Raw genomic sequence first — 24,701 nt, 5'->3', positions numbered from 1 at the left:
CAATATAGCCGTATTGCCCTGGGCAGCCCATTCCGATACGGTTGACTTGATTTGCTGCAGAACAGCAGGGGGTATCTCATGCGATGGGGGAAGAAGCTCGCCGTCTCAGCGGCCGCGCTGACGGCCATGATGGCCGTCCCAGCGGCATCGGAAGCACACCAAGGCCAGGTGCGGATCGAAAGTGGGTGGTTGAGAGGCATTGCGACAGGGGATTACCGGATGTTCCAAGGCATTCCGTATGCGGAGCCACCAGTCGGTGACCTGCGCTGGCGGTCACCGCGGCCACCCGCTGCGTGGACCGGCGTCCGTGACGTCACCACACCCGGGGCCCGGTGCGCGCAAACCCGATCACACCAGGGAAACCCGGGAAGCGAGAACGAAGACTGCCTGTTTCTCGACGTGACGGTGCCGCGTGGTGGCGCGGCCCGCAAACCGGTCTTCGTGTGGTTGCACGGCGGCGGATTCACCGAGGAGGCGGGAAGCGACTACGACGCGCGGCGCATGGCCGTGAGCGGTGACGTCATCGTGGTGACGCCGAACTACCGGCTGGGGATCTTCGGGTTGCTCGCCTACCCAGGACTCGCGGGCTCCGGTGGCTTCGCCCTGGAAGACCAGCAAGCGGCGTTGCGATGGGTCCAGCGCAACATCGGACGGTTCGGCGGTGATCCACGCGCGGTCACGCTGGCCGGGGAGTCGGCGGGCGGCAAGAGCATCTGCGGGCATCTCGCCTCGCCGGCCGCCGCGGGCCTGTTCCAGCGGGTCATCCTGATGAGCGCGCCGTGTACGGGAACCGTGCCCGCCGGTGCCATGTTCCCGGGGCTGGAAGCGTTCCCCCAGTGGACGCACGCCGGGGAGCGGGCGGGCGACGGCGCGAAAGTGGCCACCGACCTCGGCTGCCCGGACATCGCGTGCCTGCGGAGACTGACCACGAAGGACTTGTTGGCCAAGCACCACGAGTTCATCTCACCGACGTACGGCAATGCGGTACTTCCGCGGAATCCGGACGCGGCGATCACAGCGGGGCGCATCCACAAGGTGCCGACGCTGTCGGGCATCACCAAGGACGAGATGACGTATCTGGCAATGCTTTTCTACGACCTTGCCGACCGGCCCATCTCCGGCGACCAGTACAAGGCGTTGTTACACAAGGCGTTCGGCGAGACGCATGCGCCCAGAGTCGAGCAGCGGTACCCGGTGAGCCGATATGCCTCGCCGAGTCAGGCATGGTCAGCGGTGACCACGGACGTCGTGTTCGCCTGCCCTACCGCACGACGCAACAAGGACATGGGTGCGTGGTCGTACGAGTTCGCCGAGCCCAGTCCTCGGTGCCCAAGCTGACGTTCCCGCCGGGTGCGCCGCATGCGTCGGACCTGCCGTACTTGTTCCCGGAGTTCGAGAAGCCGTACGGCAGCCTGTCCGACCGCGTGATCGGCTACTGGACGACGTTCGCCCGCACCGGGCAACCGGCCGAGCAGGACGTATGGCCTCGTTATCCGGTGACCGTCTCGCTCACCAGCGCGCCCGGAGATCCGGCGCGGGTCGACCTCGGGGCCGCCCACCACTGCGGGTTCTGGGCCACGATTCCTCAGGTCCGCAGATAGGAGGCGCCGTTCAGGTCCAGCACAGTTCCCGACGCCCACTCCGCGTCCTGGGACGCCAGGTAGATCACCGCGGCGGCGATCTCCTCCGGGCGGGCGACCCGGCCGAACGGGCTCTGCCGCCGGACGTCCTCGGTCACCATCTCCGCGACACGGTCGGTGGCGACGAACCCCGGAGCGACCGCGGTCACGGCGATCCCCTGCGGTGCAAGGGAGATCGCGAGTGATTGGCCGAGTGCGTGCAACGCCGCCTTGCTCGCGCCGTAGGCGGGCATGTCCGGTTCACCGCGGAAGGCGCCGCGCGAGCCGACGTTGACGATCCGGCCACGGACCCCTCGGTCGATCATGTGCTTGGCGACGCAGTACGACATGTTGGCCGCGCCGAACACGTTGACCGCGAAGGTTCGCTGCCAGAGCGACTGCCACTCCTCATAGGACAGTTCGTGCACCGAGCCCAGCTCGACCAGCCCGGCGTTGTTGACCAGGACGTCAATGCCGCCCAGCGTTTCCGCGGCGGACGTGACGGCGTCCGAGATGGCGGCGGGGTCGGCGAGGTCGGCATCCGCGGACGACAGAGCGACAACGCGGTCGCCCTGCGCCCGGAACGCGTCGGCGATCGCCGCACCGATCCCCCGTGAGCCGCCGGTGACCAGGACTCCCCTGGTCACTTGGCGAACACCTGCGACTCGTCCTTGAACGCCTTGAACTCCAGCGCGTTGCCGGCCGGGTCACGGAAGAACATGGTCCACTGCTCGCCGGGCTCGCCCTCGAACCGCAGATACGGCTCGATCACGAACTCGGTCCCGGCCGCGCGCAGCCGGTCGGCCAGCACGTGGAACTCCGGGATCGGCAGGATCAGCCCGAAGTGCGGCACGGGCACGTCGTGGCCGTCGACCGGGTTACGGCCGGAGTCACCACGCGCTCCCGGCACGACGTGGGTGACCACTTGGTGGCCGTAGAAGTTCCAGTCGACCCACGCGTCAGCGGAACGCCCCTCTTCGAGCTTGAGCACGCCGCCGTAGAACTCACGGGCTTCGGCCAGGTCATCGACGGGAATGGCGAGGTGGAATCCAGGTCGGGTCATGTCTCCACCTTGACCGCCGGACATCCGAATGTCAACATTCGGACATGTTGCAGAAGGCGGGCAGGCGCGGCCTGGCCGAAGAGGCGGCCGACCGGATCCGGGACGCGATCTTCCGTGGCGACTTCCCGCCAGGCGCGGCACTGCGTGAGGTCGAGCTCGCCGCGCAGCTGGACGTCAGCCGCGGATCGGTCCGCGAAGGGCTGGCGATCCTGGAACGGGAAGGCCTCGTGCAGAGCGCCTGGCACCGCGGCACGAAGGTGATCGACCTGACCACTCGGGACGCGCGAGAGGTCTACTCGGTCCGAGCGGCCTTGGAAGGACTGGCCACCCGGGACGCGATCGGCAGGGTGGACCTTGCCGCGCTCACCAGGCTCGTCGACGCGATGGCCAGGGGACTCACCGAAGGCGTCGCCAGCGAAGAGCTACTAGCGCTGGACATCGACTTCCACGACACGATCTACCAGGCCACCGGCAACCGGCGGCTGATCGAGGCGTGGCAGGCCCTGCGGTCTCAGGTGTACCTGTTCCAGCTGACCCGCATCCGCTTGGGGCACAACGAGTACCGAGCGGTCGTCGTCGACGAGCACAGGGAGCTGGTGACGCTGCTGACGCGGGGCCAAGCCGACGCCGTCACCCGCTTCGCCGAGGAGCACGTGCACTCGGCGCTGCGGGCGTTGGCCGGGCAACTCAGCCGGTGAACAACTGGGTCACCTTGCTGATCAACTGGTACAGGCCGTAGAGCAGCGGGATGCCCACCCACAGCCAGGCGAAGACGATCAACGGCGTGCGGTTGACCTTCTGGTCCGGTCGGCTCACTGGGTCACCTTCTCCCCGGTCGGCTCATGGAACTTCGCGTTGACCGGCCGGACGAACTCGTTGGCGACGAAGCCGACGACCAGCAGCCCGATCATGATGTAGATCGACGTGGTGTAGAGCGCGGGCCCGCTCTTGCCCGCCGCCTTCTGCGAGTCGGCGATGGCGTTGATGATCAGCGGGCCGAGCACGCCGGCGACCGACCACGCGGTGAGCAGCCTGCCGTGGATCGCGCCGACCTGGTACGTGCCGAACAAGTCCTTCAGGTACGCCGGAACCGTGGCGAAACCGGCGCCGTAGAAGGAAAGGATCAGCATCGCGCAGACGATGAACAGCACCTTCGACTCGTTGGTGAACAACGCGATCGCCAGGTACAGCACCGCACCGACGCCGAGGTAGCCCCGGTACATGTTCTTGCGGCCGACCAGGTCCGATGTGGACGACCAGACGATCCGGCCGAGCATGTTCGCCAGCGACAGCAGGGCCACGAACCCGGCCGCGGCCGAGGCACTGACCGGGACCGGCGTCTCCCGGAAGAAGTCCGTGATCATCGGCGACGCCTTCTCCAGGATGCCGATGCCCGCGGTCACGTTGAAGCACAACACCACCCACAGGCACCAGAACTGCGGCGTCCTGATGGCGTTGCGCGCCGACACGTTCGCGGTGGTGATCAGCGCGTGCGCCTTGTCGTTGGCCGGGTTCCAGCCCGCCGGTTTCCAGTCGTCCGCGGGAACACGGACAAGCAGGACGCCGACGGACATGAACACCGCGTACGCGAGGCCGTGCACCAGGAACGTCGTGGCGATCGCGCTGTCGGCGACCGAGACCACGCGGCCGACGTTGTCGTACGCGACCCCGAAGGCCTGCAGCATCTCCGTCGACCACGGTGAGGCGATCAGCGCGCCGCCGCCGAAGCCCATGATCGCGATACCGGTGGCCATGCCGGGACGGTCGGGGAACCACTTGATGAGGGTGGACACCGGCGAGATGTAGCCAATGCCCAGACCGATCCCGCCCAGGCCGCCGTAGCCCAGCACGACCAGCCAGTACTGCTTGGTCAGCACACCGAGCGCGGCGACCAGGAAGCCACCGCAGAAGCAGCAGAGCGACACGAACATCGCCCACCGCGGCCCGTTGCGCTCCACCCTGGTGCCGAACAGCGCGGCCGACAGCCCGAGCATGACGATGCCCAGCTGGAACGGCAAAGCACTCTGCGCGCCGCTCAGCGAGAGATACTTCTCCAGCGGAGGCTTGAACACGCTCCAGGCGTACGCCTGCCCGATCGCCAGGTGAACCGACAGGGCGGCGGGCGGGATCAGCCAGCGGCTCCAGCCCGCCGGCGCGACGATACGGGAGCGGTCCAGGAAACCGAGGGCCATTCGTCGACCTCCCACGCTGGTTGTTGAGTAGGCAAACTAATGGTCTGGACGCACCCTCACAAGAAGGAGTCCGGATGGGGCGGGTAATCATTCGCCGACCGGTCGTCAAGTTGTCGCCGAACGGTCGACGCAGCCGGCTGGACGTGCTAGTGGCCGAGGAGCCGTTGGAACTGCGCGTCGACGGCAGATCGCTCGCGGTCACCATGCGCACCCCCGGGCACGATGTCGAGCTCGCCCACGGGTTCCTGTTCACCGAAGGCGTCATCGGCGGCAAGGAGGACGTCTCCACCGCCCGGTACTGCGACGGCGTGGACGACAGCGGCCGCAACACCTACAACGTGCTCGACCTGGCGCTGGCACCAGGCGTACCACCGCCCCACACGGGCGTGGAGAGAAACTTTTACACCACGTCGTCCTGCGGGGTGTGCGGCAAGGCCGCTCTGGACGCCGTACGGGTGAAAACCCGCCACTCCCCGGCCGGGGACCCCGTCACGGTCTCCCCGGAGGTCCTGACCGCCCTGCCGGACGCGCTGCGCGCGGCCCAGCGGGTGTTCGAGTCCACCGGCGGGCTGCACGCGGCCGGACTGTTCGGTTCGGACGGGACGATGCTCGTCGTCCGCGAGGACGTCGGCAGGCACAACGCCGTCGACAAGGTCATGGGCTGGGCGCTGCTCACCGACCGGATTCCACTGGCCGGCACCGTGCTGCTGGTCTCCGGGCGGGCCTCGTTCGAACTCGTGCAGAAGGCGGCCATGGCGGGTGTGCCGATCCTCGCCTCGGTGTCGGCGCCGTCGTCGTTGGCGGCCGAACTGGCCGAGGAGAGCGGGATGACGCTGATCGGGTTCCTGCGGGGCGACTCGATGAACGTGTACACCGGGATCGAGCGACTGGGCGATCACACGGCGTGAGCGGCTTCCCAGGTTCAAGTGGTAATGTCTAGACCCTTTTCCCCGATTGTGGCTACAGAACGCAACTCATCCGCCCTCGGGCACGTCTGAGTGGTAGAGCATGAGAGCAGGGCCGGGGGAAGGAAGACGGGTGGCGGACGAGCCAGCGGGGTCCGGGGAGGACCCCGGGAAGCGGCGGATGAGCCGCCGCTCGCTGCTCATCGCGGGCACGGCCGGGCTGGCCACCACCGGCGTCGTGCTCGGCACCGCGACGGGCACGCTCCCGGTGGCCAACCTGCTCGACCACGCCCTGGACGTCTCGACGCCTCCAGTGGGCCCGAATGAGGTCGTCATCAAGTACGAGCGGGTCCACTCGCAGCGACGCAAGCGTGACGTCGACATGGTCACGATCCTGCCCAACCGGGCCCGCCCGGAGCAGCTGCCCGTCTGCCTGCTGCTGCACGGCCTGCGCGGCAACGCCCGTCGCGCCGCACCGACCGGGCTGGCTCGCAAACTGATCGACCTGTCGGCCGCCGGCGCCATCCCGCCGTTCGCGTTCGTCGCGTTGGACGGTGGCGACAACTACTGGCACGAGAACCAGCGCGGCGACAACTCCATGGCCATGCTGCTCGACGAAGTCCCCCAGTGGATGCGTTCACGTGGCCTCGGCGACGCGGACGGCGTCCCGTTCGCGTGCGCGGGCATCTCGATGGGCGGTTTCGGCGCGCTGCTGTACGCAAGGCGCCGCAACGAGCGGGGCAACCCGGCTCAGGCGATCGCCGCCATCTCCCCCGGGCTGCTCACGTCCTGGCGTGAGATGAGCACCCGCCGGGCGTTCAAGGACACCGTTGAGTGGGCCTCGCTCGACCCGCTGCGCAACGTGGACAAGCTCGGGTCGGTCCCGGTCGGGATCTGGTGCGGCACCGAGGACCACTTCATCGAAGGCACCCGCAAGTTCATCAAACTGGCCAAACCGCAGGTGGCGTACACCGGGCCGGGCGGGCACGGCGACCCGTTCTACCGCCGCATCGTCCCCGATGTGCTGACGTTCCTGGGCAAACACGTCCCCCAGAACCACTGAACGCCCCCGCCCGTGCGGGCGGAGGCGTCCCTGTGCCGATCTGTCGGAAACCGGCCGCTCAGGCCGATTTCTCGCGCCGCTCGCGGCGGGTGGGCTGCCGGGCCACGATCGTCGGGTTCACGTTCTCCCGGACCGTCTGCTCGGTGATCACGACCTTGGCGACGTCCGTACGGCTCGGGATGTCGTACATCACCGGCTGCAGGACCTCTTCCATGATCGCGCGCAGGCCACGGGCACCGGTGCCGCGCAGGATCGCCTGGTCGGCGACGGCCTCCAGGGCGGTGTCGGTGAACTCCAGCTCGACGCCGTCCATCTCGAAGAGCTTCTGGTACTGCTTCACCAGCGCGTTGCGGGGCGTGGTGAGGATGGTGACCAGGGAGCGCTTGTCGAGGTTCGTCACGCTCGCGACGATCGGCAGACGGCCGATGAACTCGGGGATCAGGCCGAACTTGATCAGGTCCTCCGGCATGGTGTCGGAGAACACGTCGCTCTTGTCGATCTCGGCCGCGGTGCGGATCTCCGCGCCGAAGCCCAGGCCGCGCTTGCCGACCCGGTCCTGGATGATCTTCTCCAGCCCGGCGAACGCGCCGGCCACGATGAACAGCACGTTCGTCGTGTCGATCTGGATGAACTCCTGGTGCGGGTGCTTGCGGCCGCCCTGCGGCGGCACGCTGGCGGTGGTGCCCTCGAGGATCTTCAGCAGCGCCTGCTGCACGCCCTCGCCGGAGACGTCCCTGGTGATCGAGGGGTTCTCGGACTTGCGGGCGATCTTGTCGACCTCGTCGATGTAGATGATGCCGGTCTCGGCGCGCTTGACGTCGTAGTCCGCCGCCTGGATCAGCTTCAACAGGATGTTCTCGACGTCCTCACCGACATAGCCCGCCTCGGTCAACGCCGTGGCGTCCGCGATCGCGAACGGGACGTTGAGCAACTTGGCCAGTGTCTGGGCCAGGTAGGTCTTCCCGCAGCCGGTCGGCCCGAGCATCAGGATGTTCGACTTCGCCAGCTCGACGGTCTCCTCGCGGGACTCCCGTCCTTCCCGGGCCCGGTCGCCTGACTGGATGCGCTTGTAGTGGTTGTACACCGCTACGGCGAGGCTGCGTTTCGCGTCGTCCTGGCCGATCACGTACTGGTCGAGGAAGTCGTGGATCTCGGCGGGCTTGGGCAGCTCGTCGAGCTTGACGTCACCGGCCTCGGCCAGTTCCTCTTCGATGATCTCGTTGCACAGGTCGATGCACTCGTCGCAGATGTACACGCCGGGGCCGGCGATGAGCTTCTTCACCTGCTTCTGGCTCTTTCCGCAGAAGGAGCACTTGAGCAGGTCTCCGCCGTCACCGATACGTGCCATGACCGCTGACCTTGTCCCCTCCGGCGTACCGGCGGTACGCCTGGCTGTGTCTCGAGCTTTCGCCCGTTCGGGTGTTTCGACTTCAACACCAGTCGGGGTGTCTCCTCAGGCGGCGGGTTCGGCCGCGCACCCCTCGACTGTACGTGCCAAGTGCCGCAAAGCGGGAGAACCTGACCCGTCCGTTGCCGAATACCGGTGACAACCCTCGTCACCGACCGTATGCCATTACGGCCCCGCGTGTCGGATGAAGCGCGGAATTGGCTGGGACGGGTCAGGATTCCCGGGCTAACTCACCGCGGAAAGCTTGCGGTACGGCAGAACTTCGTCAATGATCCCGTAGTTCTTGGCGTCCTCGGCGGTAAGGATCTTGTCGCGCTCGATGTCGGCCCGGATGTCGTCGGCCGACTTGCGGGTGTGGTGCGCCAGCGTGATCTCCATCTGGCGCCGCAGCCGCTGGATCTCGTTGGCCTGGATCTCCAGGTCGGAGACCTGGCCGTAGACGCCTTCGAGCGACGGCTGGTGGATCAGGATCCGCGCGTTGGGCAGCGCCATCCGCTTGCCGGGCGTGCCGGCCGCGAGCAGCACGGCCGCGGCCGACGCGGCCTGGCCGAGGCAGGTCGTGCGCACGTCCGGGCGCACGTACTGCATCGTGTCGTAAATCGCCATGAGCGACGTGAATGAACCGCCCGGCGAGTTGATGTACATCTCGATGTCGCGGTCGGGGTCGACCGACTCGAGGTACAGCAGCTGTGCCATCACGTCGTTGGCCGACGCGTCGTCGATCTGCACGCCGAGGAAGATGATCCGCTCTTCGAAGAGCTTGTTGTACGGGTTGGACTCCTTGACCCCGTAGCTGGTGCGCTCCACGAAGGAGGGCAGCACGTACCGGGACTGCGGGAGCTGCAAGTCGCTCACTGTTACTCCTGGTTTGTTCTCAGTCGCCGGTTCAGGTGCGCGAGCTGGACGATCCGCGGGCGGCGACGTGATCGACGAAGCCGTACTCGCGGGCCTCCTCGGCGGTGAACCAGCGGTCCCGGTCGGCGTCCGCGGTGATCTTCTCGACGCTCTGGCCGGTCTGGTCGGCCGTGATCTGGGCCATCTCCCGCTTCCACTTGCCGAACACCTCGGCGCGGATGGCGATGTCAGAGGCGGTGCCACCGACACCGGCGGACGGCTGGTGCATCATGATCCGCGCGTGCGGCAGCGCGTAGCGCTTGCCCGGGGTGCCGGAGGACAGCAGGAACTGGCCCATGGAGGCGGCCAGGCCCATCGCCCACGTCTGCACGTCCGGCTCGATCAGCTGCATGGTGTCGTAGATCGCCATGCCCGCGGTGACCGAGCCACCCGGGGAGTTGATGTAGAAGACGATGTCGCGCTTCGGGTCCTCGGCCTCCAGCAACAGCAGCTGCGCCGTGATCCGGTTGGCGATCTCGTCATCGACCTCGGAACCGAGGAAGACGATCCGCTCGCGGAGCAGCCGCTCGTACACCGAGTCGTTCAAGGTCAGCCCTGCGGTACCGGACCGCATGTGGGGCATGTGGTGTTGCGTCACGTCTGCCTGCCTTCTCCTGAAAGAACTCGAGCTCATCTCTCGCAAACGACATTAACGAAGGCGGGCGGCGCCGACGTCCCGACACCGCCCGCGTTCGCTCAGAGCGTCACTACTTGGCCTCGGCCGGCTCCGCCTCGGCGGTCCCGGCGGCCTCCGCCGAGTCGTCGGCGGCGGGCGTGACCGGCCCGAACAGCTCGTCGAAGTCGATCGCGTTGCCGCTGGCGTCGGTCACCGTGGCCTGGCGCACGATCGAGGCCAGCGCCTTGCCGCGGCGCACGTCGGCGAAGATCGCGCCGAGCTGGCCGGACTGCTGGGCGCGCTGGACGTACTCGTCCGGGCTGACGCCGAAGCGCTGGGCCTGGTAGATGATGCGTTCGGTGAGCTCCTGGTCGGACACGGACAGGTTCTCCGCGTCGGCGACCGAGTCGAGCACCAGCTGCGTCTTGACGGCCTTCTCGGCCTCGGTGCGCACGTCGGCGTCGAACTGCTCGCGGGTCTGGCCCTGCGACTCGAGGAACTCGTTGAACTTGGCGTCGTCGTGGTCGAACGCGTGCACGGCGTCGTGCGCACGCATCTCGACCTCGGCGTCGACCACGCTCTCGGGCAGCGGGACCTCGGTGGTCTCCAGCAGCGCCTCGAGGACCTTGTCGCGCGCCTGCACGCCCTGCTGCATCTTCTTGGCCATCGCGACCCGCTCACGCAGGTTGCCGCGCAGCTCGTCGATGGTGTCGAACTCGCTGGCCATCTGCGCGAACTCGTCGTCGGCCTCGGGCAGCTCCCGGACCTTGACCGACTGGACGGTCACGGTGATCTCGGCGTCCTTGCCCGCGTACTCGCCCGCGACCAGCTTGGACACGAAGGTCTTGGTCTCGCCTGCGTTGGCGCCGATGATCGCCTCGTCGATGCCTTCGATCAGCTCACCGGAGCCGATCTGGTACGACAGGCCGGTGGTCGCGGCGTCCGGGACCTCCTCGCCGTCGACGGTGGCCGACAGGTCGATGGAGACGAAGTCGCCGTCCTCGGCCGGCCGGTTGGCGCCGGTCAGGGTGCCGAACCGGGCGCGCAGCTCGTCGAGCTGGCGGTCGACCTCCTCGTCGTCGATCTCAATGTCGTCGACGGTGACCGACAGCTCGCCGAACGCCGGGACGGTGATCTCCGGGCGGACGTCGACCTCGACGGTGAAAGCGAGGTGGTCGCCGTCCTCGATCTTGGTCACCTCGATGTCGGGGCGGCCGAGGGTGCGGACCTCACCGGCGTTGACGGCTTCCATGTACTTGGCCGGGATGGCTTCGTTGACGACCTCGTCCAGCACGACACCGCGACCGAGCCGGTTCTCCAGCACCCGGGCGGGCGCCTTGCCCGGACGGAAACCAGGGATGCGCACCTGCTGGGCCAGCTTGCGGTATGCGCGGTCGAAGTTCGGCTTGAGCTCGTCGAACGGCACCTCGACGTTGATCCGGACCCTTGTCGGGCTCAGGTGCTCGACGGTGCTCTTCAACGTAAGACTCCTCGTGCGAAATGGCATGTGGGAACACCCGGGCCGGTAACCAGACGCGGGGTTACCAGGGAAGTCTAGGCGAGGTGCACAGGTAGAACCGGCCGGGGTGGATACTGGCCGGATGGAGGTGGCGATCCTGATCGGCCTGCAAGCCTCCGGCAAGACGACGTTCTACCGCCGTCACCTCGCCGCGACCCACGACCACGTGAGCAAGGACAACTTCCCGAACGCCCGCAAGCCGCAGAAACGCCAACTGCGGATGATCAGCGCGGCGTTGTCCGAAGGCCGGAACGTGGCGGTGGACAACACGAACCCCGCACCCGCGCAATGGGCCCCGCTGATTCAGGTGGCCCGGGATTTCGGCGCGTCGGTCGTCGGCTACTGGTTCCCGATCGACGTGGCGGCCAGCATCGCCCGCAACGCCGCCCGTCCCGAGCCCGTGCCGGACGTCGGTCTGTTCGCGACCCTCGGGCTCCTGCGCCGGCCGACGCTGTCCGACGGCTTCGACAGGCTGTACTCGGTGAGAATTTCCGACACGGACGACTTCACTGTGACCGAAACCACAACTTGTCAGTGACAGAACGAGACGACCAGGCCAAACATGACCATGGTCGTCTCGGAGTCGGGTCGGGATGACAGGATTTGAACCTGCGACCCTCCGCTCCCAAAGCGGATGCGCTACCAAGCTGCGCTACATCCCGGCTGTCACGGCCCATCATCGGCAGGCCCTGCGTGTGTAGCTTAGCGGGACCCGCTAGTCTTATTCCGCACCCACCCCTGGTGGGTGCACGCGGGTGTAGCTCAATGGCAGAGCCCCAGCCTTCCAAGCTGGTCATGCGGGTTCGATTCCCGTCACCCGCTCTCACAACGAAACCCCAGGTCACAGTGCATCCACTGCGGACCTGGGGTTTCGTCGTCTCAGCCCTCGGAGGCCGTTCGTGCCAGATTGACCCGGGCCGTGCACCTGTCGGCCCGGCATAGGTCCGCTGTTCGCGATGCATCGCGCCACCCCGAACCAGGGGTGCGTGGTGGGCTACGGCATCCGGCCTACGATGCAGGGCATCTACGGCGGAATCGAGGAGACGTTGAAAGCCGAGTTGGCCCGCGTCACGAGGGAGGACGTGCTCCGGGCCGTCCTCGCGGCACCGCGCTAGGCAGCAGGAAACACATCACAAGCCCTGACACACCCTGCCCGGACTCGGCACCACCCGCGCGCTCGCCCGACAATGTCACTCATGAGCGAGTGGCGGGTGCAGTTCGACGCGAACGTGACCTTCAGCAACGGCGGGGCTTTGCAGGCCCAGGAGTTCCGGCTCGACATTCCCGGGGAGGACATCGACGACGAGGCGCTGGGCGAGCTGTTCGTCCGGCACCTGGGGTTGCTGATGGCCGGCGAGGTCACGATCTCCAACAAGACCCTCATCCAGGAACCGCACAAGGGGTCACGGGGTGTCGAGACGGCCGCGCCCGAGCGAAGGCTGATCGATCTCAGCCACGTCATCGAGCACGGCATGGTCACGCACACCGGGCTGCCCGGCCCGGAGATCGGCGACTGGTTGTCCTTTGCGGACTCGCACCGCAACTACGCGCCGGGCACGGAGTTCCAGATCGGGAAGATCAGCATGGTCGGCAACACCGGCACCTATGTGGACAGTCCCGCGCATCGGTTCCACGGCAGCGCCGACCTTTCGCGACTGGACCTGGCGAGTCTGGTGGACGTCGAGGGCATCACCGTCCGGGTGGATCAGCGGGTGATCGATCGGAACCTGTTGCTGGCCTACGAAGTCGCGGGCAAGGCCGTGCTCCTCAACACCGGGTGGGACCGCCATTGGGGTACCGACGCGTACGTCAGCGGGCAGCATCCGTTCATCACCAAGGATGCCGCGGAGTGGCTTGCCGAACAGCGGGCCGCGGTCGTGGGGATCGACTCCATGAACATCGACGACACCTCTGACGGCGCACGGCCCGCGCACACCGCGTTGCTCCAGGCCGGTATTCCGGTCGTCGAGCACATGACTCGGCTGGACCTCCTGCCGCCACACGGTTTCCGGTTCCACGCCGCTCCACTGGCCATCAAGGGCATGGGGACGTTCCCGGTCCGGGCCTACGCCCTCACCTGAGCGCCCAGTCCAGCACCGCCTTCCTGACCGGCTCCGGCAGCATCAGCACCTGGGGCTCGGCTTCCACCCAGCCGGGCTCCTTGGTGCGCCGGCCCTGCGCGATGTGGTCCCGGTCGATCGGCAGGGACTCGTCCAGTCCCGCACCGTTCTTCCCGCGCACCTGTACCCAGTACAGGTAGTCGTCCTCGCCTTCCCGCAGCCGGAAGACGATCTCGATCGCCATCCGCTCACGGTCCAGGGTCGCCACGCACTCGTCGATCCGGTCGTTGAGCATCTTCATCCACTTGTCCGCCTCGCCCGACGCCCCCGGCTTCACCTTCGCCCGGGACAACTCCACGATCAGGCCTTCCGGGATGCTGCTGCTCACAGGACCTCCACCTGGTGCGTTCATACGCAACAATGTGTCATGTTCGTCCACCGGATAAGGGTCCGCTACAGCGAGTGCGACCAGCAGGGCGTGATGTTCGTCGGGCACTACATGTTCTATTACGACGTCGCGCTGACCGAGCTGTGGCGCGCGAAAGTGTGCAGCTACCAGGAGATGGTCGAGAAGGGCGACGACATGATGGTCGCCGAGTCCCGGCTGCGTTACGTGCGCAGCGCGCGGTTCGACGACCAGGTCGACATCGAGATGCCCGTGCACCACCTGGGCACCACGAGCATGATCATCCGGCCGGTGTTCCGGGTCGGCGGTGAAGTGATCACCGAGGGCGAGGTCCGGCACGTGTTCATCGACCCGGCCGCGAACACCAAGAAACCGATTCCGGACTACGTCAGGTCGGCTCTCTCTACTGTGGACTGAGGACGGAATCAGTGACGCAGGTGCCTGATGCTGCGGACGTACTCCAGTTCCAGCACAGGCCTGCCGTCGCCGTAGTCCCATTCCCTGCGGCGGCCCGACTCCCGGAAACCTTCCTTGCGGTAGAAGTGCCGCGCGCGATTCGCACCCGACAGCGTCCACGCCCGGATGTCACGGAAGCGCATTTCGGCGAGAGCTTCCTGGACCCGTTGCAACAATGTGGACGCCACCCCGCTCGCCCACGCGCTCGGCCGGGCGTAACAGGCGAAGATCTCACCTTTGCCGTCGCCTTCCTCGGCCGGCCCGAAGTGGCTGAACGCCACGACCTGGTGGCCACGTTCGGCGAGCAGCACCGTGCCGTGCGGCTGAAGGTCGGCGAGCTTGCCCACCCACTGCCCCCGACGGATTTCCACCTGCGCGGCCAGGAACTTCGACTCGAACAGGTCGCGATACGCCACGCGCCACGCCTCGGCGTGCACCTCACCGATGCTCGCCGCGTCGTCAGCGCGTGCCTCACGCACCAGAGTCAGGGTGTCCAGCCGCATGGATCCCTACCCAGTCAGTCCGTCATTCACCCAGTTCGGCAGAAAGTGCGCACACCATACGTCCATCGGAAACTCGGTGGCAACGTCATGCCTGTTCGGTTAGGAATACGCGCGTGTCTGCGCGTGGCACCAACGCCGCGACGGTGGAGCGGACGCCGCCCCGCGCTGGACCTCGGCGGCGGCCAAGCTCCCGACGCTGATTCCCGGCAAGTCGGGCATTTCCGATGCCCCGCCGTTTCACCCGGAGGTGTTCTGACACACAGGCCGGGAACTGGGACGCCCGTGTTCGGCGTTGTCCACTTCGAGGACTTTCGAACGCTCATATGGAGGCGTCGTGGACACGGCCATCGTGGTGGTTGTACTGATCGTCGTGGTGGGCGGATTGATCTTCATGGCCGCCAGCAAACGGGCGACAGCTCGGCGTAACGAGCTGGAGAACGCGAAGGCCGACGCGCGGCGCTGGGTCGAGCGGCTCGGCGGCCAGGTGATGAACCTGACCGGCACCGACGAGGCCTCCAAGCAGGCTTTGGCCGACGCGTCCGAGCGCTACACCGCAGCCGGGTCGCAGATGGACCAGGTGCAGACGGTCGAACAGGCCAAGCTGGTGACCAAGACCGCGCTGGAGGGCCTGTACTACGTACGCGCCGCGCGCGAGGCGATGGGCTTGGACCCCGGTCCCGCGCTGCCCGAGGACCGCGAGCAGATCAACGCCGGCCGGGTGACCGACGACCGCCGGGTCAACGTCGAGGGCCACCAGTACGCGGCGTCGGCGCGCCCGGGTTCGGAGACGCCGTACTACTACCCCGGTGGCCGCGTCGCGGGCCGTCCGGTGCCGCAGGGCTGGTACAGCGAGCCGTGGTGGAAGCCCGCACTCGTCGCCGGTGCTTGGGGCGTCGGCACGTTCCTGCTCTTCGACGCGATGTTCTCCGGCATGGCCGGGATTCCGGACGCCGCGGCCTGGGAAGCCGGTTACGACGCCGGGCAGGCTGATGCCATGGCCGACACGGGCGGCGACGGCGGTGACATGGGCGGCGATGCCGGTGGCGACATGGGTGGCGACGCCGGCGGGTGGGGCGACTTCGGCGGCGGCGATTTCGGCGGCGACTTCTGATTGCGCCGATTGAGGTGAGGCGGGCGGTCCGAGTGATGGGCCGCCCGTTTTCGTGGGTCGGCGCCTGAACCCTGAATGCTGAACCCTGAATGCTGAATGCAGGACTGCGGCGGCTCAGGGCGGCTCGGTGATCTTTCAAGGCCACGAGGATGAGCCGAGGCTGGGCGACCGCTGGGTGACCGCTGCGGTGAGGGCTACGGCGCGGCCTACGGTGACGGCTGGGGCCCGCGCCGGAGCATCCTGAAGATTGAGCGCTGCACTCTGAATTCAGAATTCAGCATGCTGAGTGCAGAGTGCTGAATGTTGAGTGCAGAGTGACGAATGCTGTGCTCGGGGTGGACTGAGTTCTGAATGCGGTTTCAGGCGCAGCAGCGGAGAATTCTCGGTGCCGCAAAGTGCATTTCATGGTGCCGGAAAGTGCATTTCGTGGTGCCGGAGAGTGCACTTCGCGGTGCCGGAGTGGCGGACACGCGGTGTTGGAGTGCGCGTTTCGCGGAGCGGTGGCAGGGGCAGGCGTGGGGTGGCGCATTGGACAGCGGGCGGGAGCGGGGCGACGCACCAGGCGGGCTGGAGCGGGTGGTGTGCCAGGTGCCGGAGCGGGCGAGACACCAGGTGGGCCGGAGCCGGGCGGGGTGTCGGAGCCCGGGCGGGGTGCCAGGTGCTGGAGTGGGGTGGGGTGCCAATGGGGTGGGGCGAGGTGGCGAGGTGGTGGTGGTGGTGGGTGAGGGGTCAGGGGCAGGCGGCGAGGGCTCGGTCGAGGGCGGCGCGTTCGGTGGTTGTGGTCGTGAGGGCGTAAGCCGCTTTCACGCCGACGTAGATCCGGGCGTAGGGGCACGCGTACCCGGTGTTGGGCGGCATCCACTGGTCGGGCGTCTGGTCGCCCTTGGCCTGGTTGGTTTTGCCTTGTACGGCCACAAGATTGCGTAGGTCGTTGGCGGCGAGAGCGCGGCGGTCCAGGGTCCAGGTCGAAGCGCCGGAGCGCCACATCTCGGCGAGGGGCACCACGTGGTCGATCTGGATCTTGGAGACGCTCGTGACGGTGTCCCCGGTGTACGGGTCCTGAAGGGTCCCGGAAGTCACCGCGCAGCGGCCTTCCTTGCGGGACACGCCACTCAAGTCGCGGGCGAGTACCTGACTGCGTTGGTCGCACCCGTCGCCGTCGACATCGATCCACGGGCGGCCGAAGACGCAGGCGGCTCCCGACTCGCAGGACCGTACGTAGCCAGCGAGAGACGCGGGCGCCTGGACGACCAAGGCGGCGAGTTGGGTGCGGGCGGTCGCGGCGTCGGGGGTGCCTGGGGGTACGTGGGTGATGGGCACGTTCGGGCCCGTCGGGAGTGCGGCACAGCCTGATAAGAGCAGGACAAGCAGGACCACGCGGATCATGCTCGCCGGTTACCCTGCCAGGCCAACCGGCAACGCGCTGATCAGCCGAAGGGCGTTACTCCGGTTGGCAGGTCGGGCACCAGAACAGGTTGCGGCCCACCAGTTCCGCCTTTTCCACCGTCGTCCCGCAGAGGTAGCAGGGCAGTCCGGCCCGCCGGTAGACGTACACCTCACCGCCGTGTGCGTCCTTGCGGGGTTCGCGGTCCATCACCTCGGGCATGTGCTCGGGCCGGACCGTGTCGATCGAGCCTGCCTTCACGCCGTGGTTCATCAGGTCGACCAGGTCGTCCCACATCTCCTTGAAGACGGTCGGGTCGACCTCCTTGCCCGGGATCATCGGCGGGACACCGTGCCGGAACAGGATTTCCGCCCGGTAGACGTTGCCCACCCCGGAGATCACCGCCTGGTCCATCAGCAACGCCGCCAGCGGCACCCGCGAACGGGAGATCCTGTTCCAGGCCTTGTCCGGGTCCGCGTCGCGGCGCAGCGGGTCGGGACCCAGTCGCGCGCGTAAGGCCGAGACCTGGTCTTCGGTCCAGAGTTCGCACGCGTTCGGGCCACGCAGGTCTGTCCAATGTGCACGTCCCACGACGCGCATTCGGACCTGGCCGACCGGTTCGAGCTCCGGCAGTTTGTGCTCGTCGAAGAATCCGCGCAGCCCGAGGTGGATGTGCACGATCGCGTCCGGCCCGTACACGTGGAACAGGTGCTTTCCGTGTGCCTCCGCACGGACCAGCTTGCGGCCGTCCAGAATGGACGCTTGGGCGGCGAATCGGCCCTGTGGGCTGGAGACCGCGACCGGGTGACCCGCGTAACGGCGGTGGTGCATCCGGGCATGCCGGTGCAGCGTATGACCTTCAGGCATTTGCCGACCAGTTTACTCCGGCAGCGCGGGTGGGACGCCCGTGCGCTCGTAGTCCAGGACCAGGTCGATCCGCCGCTGGTGCCTGCCGCCCTCGAACTCCGTCTTGAGGAACACGTCGACGATCTGCGCGGCGTCCTCGGGCGAATGCATCCGCGCGCCGATCGCGACCACCTGGGCGTTGTTGTGCTTACGGGCCAGCTGCGCGGTTTCGACGTTGTACGCCAGCGCCGCCCGGCAGCCCTCGACCTTGTTCGCCGCGATCTGCTCGCCGTTGCCGGACCCGCCGATCACGACGCCGAGGCTGCCTTCGTCGCCGACCACGCGCTGAGCGGCCGCGATGCAGAACGGCGGGTAGTCGTCCTGCGCGTCGTAGACACGCGGACCCACGTCGACGACCTCGTGGCCGGCCTGCCTGAGGTGGTCGGCCAGATACGTCTTCAGCTCGTAACCGGCATGGTCACTTCCGAGATACACACGCACGCGCCGAAGTGTGCCATGGAACGGGCTGGCAGGCTGGAGGCATGTTCACTCAGGACGGCTTCGGCGTACGGCTGGAATGGGGCATGGACGGCGTCGAGGCGCTGGCCCCGCACTGCACGGTACTGATCATCGTCGATGTGTTGAGCTTCACCACGTCGGTCGATCTGATCGTCGGCCAGGGCGCGCGGCTCGCGCTGCGGGCGCCGTCGGAGCAGACCACCGGGCTGAAACGGCCCAGTGAGCTCAAGTCCGTCGAAGCGGGCACGGAGATCACGTTCACCTCCCCGAACGGCGGCAGGCTGTGCCAGCGCGCCGCGCTGCAGACCACCGTGATGGCGGGCTGCCTGCGCAACGCGGCCGCGGTCGCCGACAAGGCGATCGATCTGGCCGACCGTGGCCCGATCGGTGTGATCGCCGCTGGTGAGCAGTGGGGCGTGACCATGTACGAGAACCAGAAGACCGGTTCGCTGCGGGTCGCCATGGAGGACTACATCGGCGCGGGCGCGATCGTGTCCGCGCTGCTCGCCGAGGGCTACAGCCCGGCCTCGCCCGAGGCCGCGTTCGCCGCGACGTCGTTCCGCACGGCCGAGCCGTACCTGGCGGAGTTGCTGGGCGGCTGCGGCTCCGGTCTCGAACTGGGCGTGAAGGGCTTGACCGAGGACATCGCGCTGGCCGGTCAGGTCAACGTGAGCAAGGCGACGCCGACCCTGGTGAACGGCGTCTTCCAGTGATCGAGGTGGCCGGCGGCGTCCACGTCGTCAGGCACGAGGAACTCGACCTGACCACCGGCCTGGTGGTCGGCGACGACGCGTGCCTGGTGATCGACACTCCGGGCGATCACGTCCAAGGAGCCGCCTTGGCCAGGCAGATCAGGCAGATCACCGCGAAGCCGTGGCACGTCGTGTACACGCACGCGCATTTCGACCACTGCTACGGCACGGGTCCGTTCCAGCCGTGTGAGGTGTGGGCGCACGAGAACTTCCGCTTCGACGTGGAGGAGAAGACCGCCTGGGCGCGGCGGTACCGCGAGCAGGGCAAGCCGGAGATCGGTGCCGCGATCGAGGAATCCGAACTGGTCGCCCCCACCAGGACCTTCGCCGGCCGGGCCGAGATCGAGCTCGGTGGCCGAAAGGTCGTACTCCGTCACTTCGGGCCGGCGCATTCGTTCTGCGACACCGTGATCGAGGTTCCGGACACCCGGACCGTGTTCGCGGGCGACCTCGTCGAGCACCCGGAGTTCATCGAGGAGTCCTTCGGGGACGGCGACGTGACGCGGTGGCCGGGAGCGCTGGACAGGCTCCTGGCACTGGATCCGGAGGTCGTCGTCCCCGGGCACGGGTCCCCTGTGGACAAGGACTTCGTCGCGCGGGCGCGCGAAATCCTCAGCGCTGGATGGACTTCAGCTCGGTGAACTCCTCGATGCCGTACTTGCCGAGCTCACGGCCGTTGCCGGACTGCTTGTAACCGCCGAACGGCGCCAACGGGTTGAACGAGCCGCCGTTGATGCTGACCTGCCCGGTGCGCATCCGCTTGGCCACGGCCAGGCCGCGCTCCGGGTCGCCGGAGAACACCGAGCCGGACAGGCCGTAGATCGTCGAGTTGGCGATCTCCACGGCCTCGTCCTCGTCGTTGTACGGCAGCACCGACAGCACCGGGCCGAAGATCTCCTCCTGCGCGATGGTCATGTCGGGCCGCACGTTCGCGAACACGGTCGGCGGGACGTACGCGCCGGGCACAGGCAGACCGGAGGTGTCCGCGCCGCCGAACGCCACGGTGGCGCCTTCGTCGATGCCCTTGTTGATGTAGCCGAGGACACGGTTGCGTTGCGCGCTCGACGACATCGGGCCGATGCGGGTGCTCTCGTCGTTCGGGTCGCCGACGGTGTACTTGGCGGCCGCGGCGGCGGCCATCTCGACGATCTCGTCGTGCTTGGCCGCGGGCACGATCATCCGGGTCCAGGCGGTGCACGTCTGGCCGCCGTTGATGTACGCGTTGGCGATGCCCTTCTTCACGGCCGCGGTCAGGTCCGCGTCGTCGAGGATCACGTTCGCCGACTTGCCGCCCAGCTCCAGCGCCACCCGCTTCACGGTCCCCGCGGCCGCCGTCGTGACGAGCTTGCCCGCCCTGGTCGACCCGGTGAACGAGATCATGTCCACGCCTGGGTGCGCCGCAAGCGCTTCGCCGGCGACGGGTCCGGTGCCGTGTACGAGGTTGACCACGCCCGCGGGCACACCGGCGGACTCCAGCACCGCCATGAACAGCCCGGCGGTCAACGGGCTGATCTCGCTGGGCTTGAGCACGACCGTGTTGCCGGCCGCCAGGGCCGGGACGATCTTCGCGACGATCTGGTGCAGCGGGTAGTTCCACGGCGTGATGCAGCCGACCACCCCGATCGGCTCCCGCACCACGAGCGAGTTGCCGATCTCCTCGGTGAACGAGAACCCGCCGTCCAGCAGGTCCGCCACACCGTTGGAGACCGCGACCGGCAACGAGGCCTGCACGTTGCGGGAGAACGAGATCGGCGAGCCCATCTCGGCGGTGATGGTCGCGGCCATCTCGTCGCGGCGGGCACCCAGCTCGGTGGCGATCCGCCGGATCACCGCGACCCGTTCCGCGACCGTGGTCTGCGACCAGCTGACGAACGCCTTGCCCGCGGCCCGCACCGCCGCGTCCACGTCGGCGGCGGTGCCCGCCGGGACGGCGGCGATCACCTCGCCGGTGGCCGGGTTCACCACGTCGATGGTCTCTCCCCCGCCGTCCAGCTGCTGCCCGTCGATGACGTGGCCGGTACGAGTCGTGACAGGGGCCGCCATGGGTAACTCCCTCAGGTCGGTGGTGCACGGAACACCACCGACCTTAGAACGTCACTCGAAGTTCAGCTCCCCCGTCCGGGTGCGCTTGAGCTCGAAGAAGTTCGGGTAGCTCGCGAGCAGCCGGGACCCGTCGAACACGTCGAGGGCCTGCTGGCCACGCGGGATGCTGGTGAGCACCGGCCCGAAGAACGCGACACCGTCGATGTGGATGGTCGGCGTGCCGACGTCCATGCCGACCGGGTCCATGCCCTCGTGGTGGCTCTTGCGCAGTGCCTCGTCGTAGTCCGAGCTGGTGGCGGCCTTCGCCAGGTCAGCGGGCAGGCCCACCTCTTCCAGGGCGTCCAGGATGATCTGGTCGTAGTCCTTGCGCCCCTCGTTGTGGATACGGGTGCCGAGAGCGGTGTACAGGTCCCGCAGCACCTCCTCGCCCTTGAGCTGGGCCGCCGCGATGGCCACCCGGACAGGTCCCCACGCCCGGTCGAGGAACTTGCGGTAGTCCTCGGGCAGGTCCCGGCCCTCGTTGAGGACTGCGAGGCTCATCACACGGAACCTGAGATCGATGTCGCGGTGTTTCTCGACCTCGAGGATCCAGCGGGAGGAGATCCACGCGAACGGACAAACCGGGTCGAAGTAGAAGTCGACCTTCGTCTGCTGGGCTGCTTCTTCATGGGCGCTCATGTCCTGCACAACCGGATCGGCCGTCTTCATCTTCCCGGCGGCCGTGATTGGATACGGTTGTCAACTTCCCGTCGAACCTGAGGTGATCAGTGGCCGCCCCCAACCTGACCCGTGCTCAAGCCCAGCAGCGCGCCGAGCTGCTCGAGGTCGACTCCTACGCGATCGCGCTGGACCTGACCGACGGCGCGGGCGGACCAGGCGAGCGCACCTTCACCTCCCGCACCACCGTGAAGTTCCGCAGCCGCGAGGCAGGCGCCACGACGTGGATCGACATCGTCGCCGAGTCGGTGTCCAAGGCCGTGCTCAACGGCGTCGAGCTGGACGTGTCGGACTACCGCGAGGACGACGGCATCAGGCTGCCGGACCTGGCGGTGAGCAACGAGCTCGTCGTCGAGGCCCAGTGCCGGTACATGAACTCCGGTGAGGGCCTGCACCGGTTCGTCGACCCGGTCGACAACGGCGTCTACCTGTACACGCAGTTCGAGACCGCGGACGCCAAGCGGATGTTCACGTGCTTCGACCAGCCCGACCTCAAGGCCGTCTACGACCTCACGGTGACCGCCCCGCGGGACTGGAAGGTCATCTCCAACGCGGCCATCGAGTCGAGCACGGAGACCGGCGACGGTGCGGTGTCCCTGGTCTTCCAGACCACCAAGCCGATGTCGACCTACCTGGTGGCCCTGGTCGCGGGACCGTACGCGGAGTGGCGTGACGTCTACAGCGAGCCGGGCCAGCCGGACATCCCGCTGGGCCTGTACTGCCGTGCCTCGCTGGCCGAGCACCTCGACGCCGACCGGCTGTTCCGGGAGACCAAGGAAGGTTTCGCCTTCTACCACGAGAACTTCGGCGTCCGGTACCCGTTCGGCAAGTACGACCAGCTGTTCGTGCCGGAGTTCAACGCGGGCGCGATGGAGAACGCGGGCTGTGTGACGTTCCTGGAGGACTACGTCTTCCGCAGCCGCGTCACCCGCTACCTGTACGAGCGGCGCAACGAGACGCTGCTGCACGAGATGGCGCACATGTGGTTCGGCGACCTGGTGACCATGCGCTGGTGGGACGACCTGTGGCTGAACGAGTCGTTCGCCACGTTCGCCAGCGTGCTCGCGCAGGCCGAGGCGACCGAGTACAAGCACGCGTGGACCAGCTTCGCCAACATCGAGAAGTCCTGGGCCTACCGGCAGGACCAGCTGCCGTCGACGCACCCGGTGGCCGCCGACATCGCGGACCTGGAGGCCGTCGAGGTCAACTTCGACGGCATCACGTACGCCAAGGGCGCGTCAGTGCTCAAGCAGCTCGTCGCGTACGTCGGCAAGGACAACTTCCTGTCCGGCTTGCGGGTGTACTTCGACAAGCACGCGTGGGGCAACGCGACCCTGGCGGACCTGTTGGGCGCCTTGGAGGAGGCGTCCGGCCGTGACCTGTCGTGGTGGAGCGCGCAGTGGCTGGAGACGACCGGCCTGAACTCGCTGAGCCCGTCGTTCAAGGTCGACGCAGACGGCAGGTTCACCGAGTTCGCCGTGACGCAGGGCGGTGCCAAGCCGGGCGCGGGCGAGCTGCGGACGCACCGGGTCGCGATCGGCGTGTACGACGACGTGGACGGCAGGATCGTGCGTACCCATCGGGCCGAGGTGGACGTGGACGGCCCGCGCACCGAGATCGCCGAGCTGGTCGGCGTGCCGCGCGGCAAGCTGGTGCTGGTCAACGACGACGACCTGAGCTACTGCACGATGCGGCTCGACCCGGCGTCGCTGGAGACGCTGATCGACCGGATCGCCGACATCGCCGAGCCGTTGCCGCGCACGCTGTGCTGGTCGGCCGCATGGGAGATGACGCGTGAGGCGGAGCTGAAGGCCCGCGACTTCGTCCAGCTGGTGATCAGTGGCGTGGCCGCGGAGACCGAGATCGGTGTCGTACAGCGGTTGTTGCTGCAGGCGCAGACCGCGCTGTCCTCGTACGCCGACCCGGCGTGGGCGCCGGAGGGCTGGCGGCTGTTCACCAACCGTCTCGTCGAGCTGGTGCGGTCGGCGGAGCCCGGTTCGGACCACCAGCTCGGGTTCGTCTCGGCGCTGGCGTCGTCCGTTCTGGACGATGAGAAGGTCACGATGATCAAGGGCTGGCTGGACGGCACCGCGCCGCTGGAGGGCCTGGTCGTGGACACCGACCAGCGCTGGCGGCTGCTGACCACTTTGGTCGCGCACGGCGTCGCGGGCAAGGCGGAGGTCGACGCCGAACTGGAGCGTGACTCGACGGCGACCGGCAGGCGGCACGCCGAGCGCGCACTGGCGCTGCGGCCGACCGCCGAGGCCAAAGCCGAGGCGTGGCAGCGGGCCGTGCACGACGACGAGCTGCCGAACGCGATCAACGAGGCGATCATCGCCGGGTTCTCGCACCCCGGCCAGAAGCAGCTGATCGCGTCCTATGCGGACAAGTACTTCGAGGACGTCGCCGGGGTGTGGGAGCGCCGCTCCAGCGAACGGGCGCAGCCGGTGGTGCTCGGCCTGTTCCCGGCGTGGCATGTGGACCGCAGCACGGTCGAGGCCGCTGACGCGTGGCTGGCGCAGGAGCGTCCGCCCGCCCTGCGCCGGTTGGTCTCCGAAGGCCGTGCGGGCATCGTGCGGGCCCTGGCAGCCCGCGAATTCGACCAGCAGGCCTAGCAAAAACCCC

28 protein-coding genes and 2 tRNA genes are annotated in these 24,701 nt (G+C 67.8%); 14 read left to right on the top strand and 16 right to left on the bottom strand.

Annotated features, from left to right (window positions below):
* Positions 1-78 precede the first annotated feature (78 nt).
* Entirely contained in the window at positions 79-1,338 is a 1,260-nt protein-coding gene (locus tag GC106_RS20890) for a carboxylesterase/lipase family protein (RefSeq protein ID WP_312872762.1), read from the top strand.
* A complete protein-coding gene (locus GC106_RS48870; RefSeq protein ID WP_173133235.1) occupies positions 1,293-1,601 on the top strand; it encodes a carboxylesterase family protein in 309 nt (102 codons plus the stop codon). The genes GC106_RS20890 and GC106_RS48870 overlap by 46 nt, the downstream gene beginning before the upstream one ends.
* On the opposite strand, the gene GC106_RS20880 is transcribed toward GC106_RS48870, so the two are convergent.
* Both GC106_RS20880 and GC106_RS20875 read right to left on the bottom strand, forming a co-directional pair.
* On the bottom strand, positions 1,586-2,266 hold the full coding sequence (locus tag GC106_RS20880) for an SDR family NAD(P)-dependent oxidoreductase (protein ID WP_173133233.1): 681 nt from the start codon (positions 2,264-2,266) through the stop codon (positions 1,586-1,588). The genes GC106_RS48870 and GC106_RS20880 overlap by 16 nt on opposite strands.
* Positions 2,263-2,682: a VOC family protein gene (locus tag GC106_RS20875; protein ID WP_173133231.1), complete on the bottom strand. Its 420-nt coding sequence runs from the start codon at positions 2,680-2,682 to the stop codon at positions 2,263-2,265. The genes GC106_RS20880 and GC106_RS20875 overlap by 4 nt, the downstream gene beginning before the upstream one ends.
* Before the next feature lie 44 nt (positions 2,683-2,726).
* Between GC106_RS20875 and GC106_RS20870 the strand changes: the two genes are divergently transcribed.
* Positions 2,727-3,380 (top strand): GntR family transcriptional regulator, encoded by a 654-nt coding sequence (locus tag GC106_RS20870; RefSeq protein WP_173133228.1) that lies wholly within the window; start codon positions 2,727-2,729, stop codon positions 3,378-3,380.
* On the opposite strand, the gene GC106_RS48865 is transcribed toward GC106_RS20870, so the two are convergent.
* Together GC106_RS48865 and GC106_RS20865 are read right to left on the bottom strand one after the other, a co-directional pair.
* Positions 3,370-3,498, bottom strand: coding sequence for an MFS transporter small subunit (locus GC106_RS48865; protein ID WP_281368576.1), 129 nt, complete (start codon positions 3,496-3,498; stop codon positions 3,370-3,372). The genes GC106_RS20870 and GC106_RS48865 overlap by 11 nt on opposite strands.
* Positions 3,495-4,874, bottom strand: coding sequence for an OFA family MFS transporter (locus tag GC106_RS20865; protein ID WP_173133225.1), 1,380 nt, complete (start codon positions 4,872-4,874; stop codon positions 3,495-3,497). The genes GC106_RS48865 and GC106_RS20865 overlap by 4 nt, the downstream gene beginning before the upstream one ends.
* Positions 4,875-4,948: 74 nt before the next feature.
* Here GC106_RS20865 and fdhD point away from each other — a divergent pair, with 74 nt between their 5' ends.
* The gene (gene fdhD / locus GC106_RS20860; RefSeq protein WP_173133223.1) at positions 4,949-5,782 is read left to right on the top strand and encodes a formate dehydrogenase accessory sulfurtransferase FdhD; all 834 of its coding nucleotides are present in this window, start codon (positions 4,949-4,951) and stop codon (positions 5,780-5,782) included.
* 178 nt (positions 5,783-5,960) lie between these two features.
* The gene (locus GC106_RS20855; RefSeq protein WP_246366477.1) at positions 5,961-6,842 is read left to right on the top strand and encodes an alpha/beta hydrolase; all 882 of its coding nucleotides are present in this window, start codon (positions 5,961-5,963) and stop codon (positions 6,840-6,842) included.
* Between the two features lie 58 nt (positions 6,843-6,900).
* On the opposite strand, the gene clpX is transcribed toward GC106_RS20855, so the two are convergent.
* The 4 genes from clpX to tig all read right to left on the bottom strand — a co-directional run bounded on the left by clpX (position 6,901) and on the right by tig (position 11,240).
* Positions 6,901-8,190: an ATP-dependent Clp protease ATP-binding subunit ClpX gene (gene clpX / locus GC106_RS20850; RefSeq protein WP_037269195.1), complete on the bottom strand. Its 1,290-nt coding sequence runs from the start codon at positions 8,188-8,190 to the stop codon at positions 6,901-6,903.
* Positions 8,191-8,475: 285 nt separating this feature from the next.
* Complete coding sequence (locus GC106_RS20845; protein WP_173133218.1) at positions 8,476-9,105, bottom strand: ATP-dependent Clp protease proteolytic subunit; 630 nt, start codon at positions 9,103-9,105, stop codon at positions 8,476-8,478.
* A 31-nt stretch (positions 9,106-9,136) separates the two neighbouring features.
* Positions 9,137-9,742, bottom strand: coding sequence for an ATP-dependent Clp protease proteolytic subunit (locus GC106_RS20840; protein ID WP_312872761.1), 606 nt, complete (start codon positions 9,740-9,742; stop codon positions 9,137-9,139).
* A 109-nt stretch (positions 9,743-9,851) separates the two neighbouring features.
* Positions 9,852-11,240 (bottom strand): trigger factor, encoded by a 1,389-nt coding sequence (gene tig, locus GC106_RS20835; protein ID WP_173133212.1) that lies wholly within the window; start codon positions 11,238-11,240, stop codon positions 9,852-9,854.
* 121 nt (positions 11,241-11,361) lie between these two features.
* Between tig and GC106_RS20830 the strand changes: the two genes are divergently transcribed.
* Entirely contained in the window at positions 11,362-11,817 is a 456-nt protein-coding gene (locus GC106_RS20830) for an ATP-binding protein (RefSeq protein ID WP_173133209.1), read from the top strand.
* A 50-nt stretch (positions 11,818-11,867) separates the two neighbouring features.
* Here GC106_RS20830 and GC106_RS20825 read toward each other — a convergent pair.
* Positions 11,868-11,941, bottom strand: a tRNA-Pro gene (locus tag GC106_RS20825).
* An 89-nt stretch (positions 11,942-12,030) separates the two neighbouring features.
* On the opposite strand from GC106_RS20825, the gene GC106_RS20820 reads away from it, so the two are divergent.
* From GC106_RS20820 to GC106_RS20810, 3 genes are all read left to right on the top strand, one after another.
* Positions 12,031-12,101 (top strand) — tRNA-Gly (locus GC106_RS20820).
* Between the two features lie 134 nt (positions 12,102-12,235).
* The gene (locus tag GC106_RS20815; protein WP_217280753.1) at positions 12,236-12,394 is read left to right on the top strand and encodes a hypothetical protein; all 159 of its coding nucleotides are present in this window, start codon (positions 12,236-12,238) and stop codon (positions 12,392-12,394) included.
* Between the two features lie 81 nt (positions 12,395-12,475).
* Positions 12,476-13,360 (top strand): cyclase family protein, encoded by an 885-nt coding sequence (locus tag GC106_RS20810; protein ID WP_173133206.1) that lies wholly within the window; start codon positions 12,476-12,478, stop codon positions 13,358-13,360.
* On the opposite strand, the gene GC106_RS20805 is transcribed toward GC106_RS20810, so the two are convergent.
* Positions 13,353-13,727: a DUF6176 family protein gene (locus tag GC106_RS20805; protein WP_173133203.1), complete on the bottom strand. Its 375-nt coding sequence runs from the start codon at positions 13,725-13,727 to the stop codon at positions 13,353-13,355. The two genes, GC106_RS20810 and GC106_RS20805, sit on opposite strands and share 8 nt — an antisense overlap.
* A gap of 39 nt (positions 13,728-13,766) precedes the next feature.
* Here GC106_RS20805 and GC106_RS20800 point away from each other — a divergent pair, with 39 nt between their 5' ends.
* Positions 13,767-14,162, top strand: coding sequence for an acyl-CoA thioesterase (locus GC106_RS20800; protein ID WP_173133200.1), 396 nt, complete (start codon positions 13,767-13,769; stop codon positions 14,160-14,162).
* Positions 14,163-14,170: 8 nt separating this feature from the next.
* Here GC106_RS20800 and GC106_RS20795 read toward each other — a convergent pair whose 3' ends face one another.
* Entirely contained in the window at positions 14,171-14,704 is a 534-nt protein-coding gene (locus GC106_RS20795; RefSeq protein WP_173133197.1) for a GNAT family N-acetyltransferase, read from the bottom strand.
* 391 nt (positions 14,705-15,095) lie between these two features.
* On the opposite strand from GC106_RS20795, the gene GC106_RS20790 reads away from it, so the two are divergent.
* On the top strand, positions 15,096-15,815 hold the full coding sequence (locus GC106_RS20790; RefSeq protein WP_246366469.1) for a hypothetical protein: 720 nt from the start codon (positions 15,096-15,098) through the stop codon (positions 15,813-15,815).
* Positions 15,816-16,544: 729 nt separating this feature from the next.
* Here GC106_RS20790 and GC106_RS20785 read toward each other — a convergent pair.
* The 3 genes from GC106_RS20785 to GC106_RS20775 are packed head-to-tail and all read right to left on the bottom strand — an operon-like array spanning position 16,545 to position 18,546.
* Positions 16,545-17,201: an HNH endonuclease family protein gene (locus tag GC106_RS20785; RefSeq protein WP_173133191.1), complete on the bottom strand. Its 657-nt coding sequence runs from the start codon at positions 17,199-17,201 to the stop codon at positions 16,545-16,547.
* A gap of 55 nt (positions 17,202-17,256) precedes the next feature.
* The gene (locus GC106_RS20780; protein WP_173133188.1) at positions 17,257-18,066 is read right to left on the bottom strand and encodes an Fpg/Nei family DNA glycosylase; all 810 of its coding nucleotides are present in this window, start codon (positions 18,064-18,066) and stop codon (positions 17,257-17,259) included.
* 12 nt (positions 18,067-18,078) lie between these two features.
* Positions 18,079-18,546, bottom strand: coding sequence for a ribose-5-phosphate isomerase (locus tag GC106_RS20775; protein WP_173133186.1), 468 nt, complete (start codon positions 18,544-18,546; stop codon positions 18,079-18,081).
* Positions 18,547-18,587: 41 nt separating this feature from the next.
* On the opposite strand from GC106_RS20775, the gene GC106_RS20770 reads away from it, so the two are divergent.
* Together GC106_RS20770 and GC106_RS20765 are read left to right on the top strand one after the other, a co-directional pair.
* Entirely contained in the window at positions 18,588-19,277 is a 690-nt protein-coding gene (locus GC106_RS20770) for a 2-phosphosulfolactate phosphatase (protein ID WP_246366394.1), read from the top strand.
* Positions 19,274-19,957 (top strand): MBL fold metallo-hydrolase, encoded by a 684-nt coding sequence (locus GC106_RS20765; protein WP_173133183.1) that lies wholly within the window; start codon positions 19,274-19,276, stop codon positions 19,955-19,957. The genes GC106_RS20770 and GC106_RS20765 overlap by 4 nt, the downstream gene beginning before the upstream one ends.
* On the opposite strand, the gene GC106_RS20760 is transcribed toward GC106_RS20765, so the two are convergent.
* The gene (locus GC106_RS20760; RefSeq protein WP_173133180.1) at positions 19,929-21,359 is read right to left on the bottom strand and encodes an aldehyde dehydrogenase family protein; all 1,431 of its coding nucleotides are present in this window, start codon (positions 21,357-21,359) and stop codon (positions 19,929-19,931) included. The genes GC106_RS20765 and GC106_RS20760 overlap by 29 nt on opposite strands.
* A 51-nt stretch (positions 21,360-21,410) precedes the next feature.
* Positions 21,411-22,037: a DsbA family oxidoreductase gene (locus GC106_RS20755; protein WP_173133177.1), complete on the bottom strand. Its 627-nt coding sequence runs from the start codon at positions 22,035-22,037 to the stop codon at positions 21,411-21,413.
* A gap of 89 nt (positions 22,038-22,126) precedes the next feature.
* Between GC106_RS20755 and pepN the strand changes: the two genes are divergently transcribed.
* Positions 22,127-24,691, top strand: a complete 2,565-nt coding sequence (gene pepN, locus GC106_RS20750; protein ID WP_173133174.1) for an aminopeptidase N — start codon at positions 22,127-22,129, stop codon at positions 24,689-24,691.
* Positions 24,692-24,701: the final 10 nt, after the last annotated feature.

The organism is Kibdelosporangium persicum, from assembly GCF_013280595.1.
GTDB classification, from domain to species: domain Bacteria; phylum Actinomycetota; class Actinomycetes; order Mycobacteriales; family Pseudonocardiaceae; genus Kibdelosporangium; species Kibdelosporangium persicum.
Note: the sequence above shows the minus strand (reverse complement) of the source record. Positions and strands in the feature narration are given on the sequence as shown.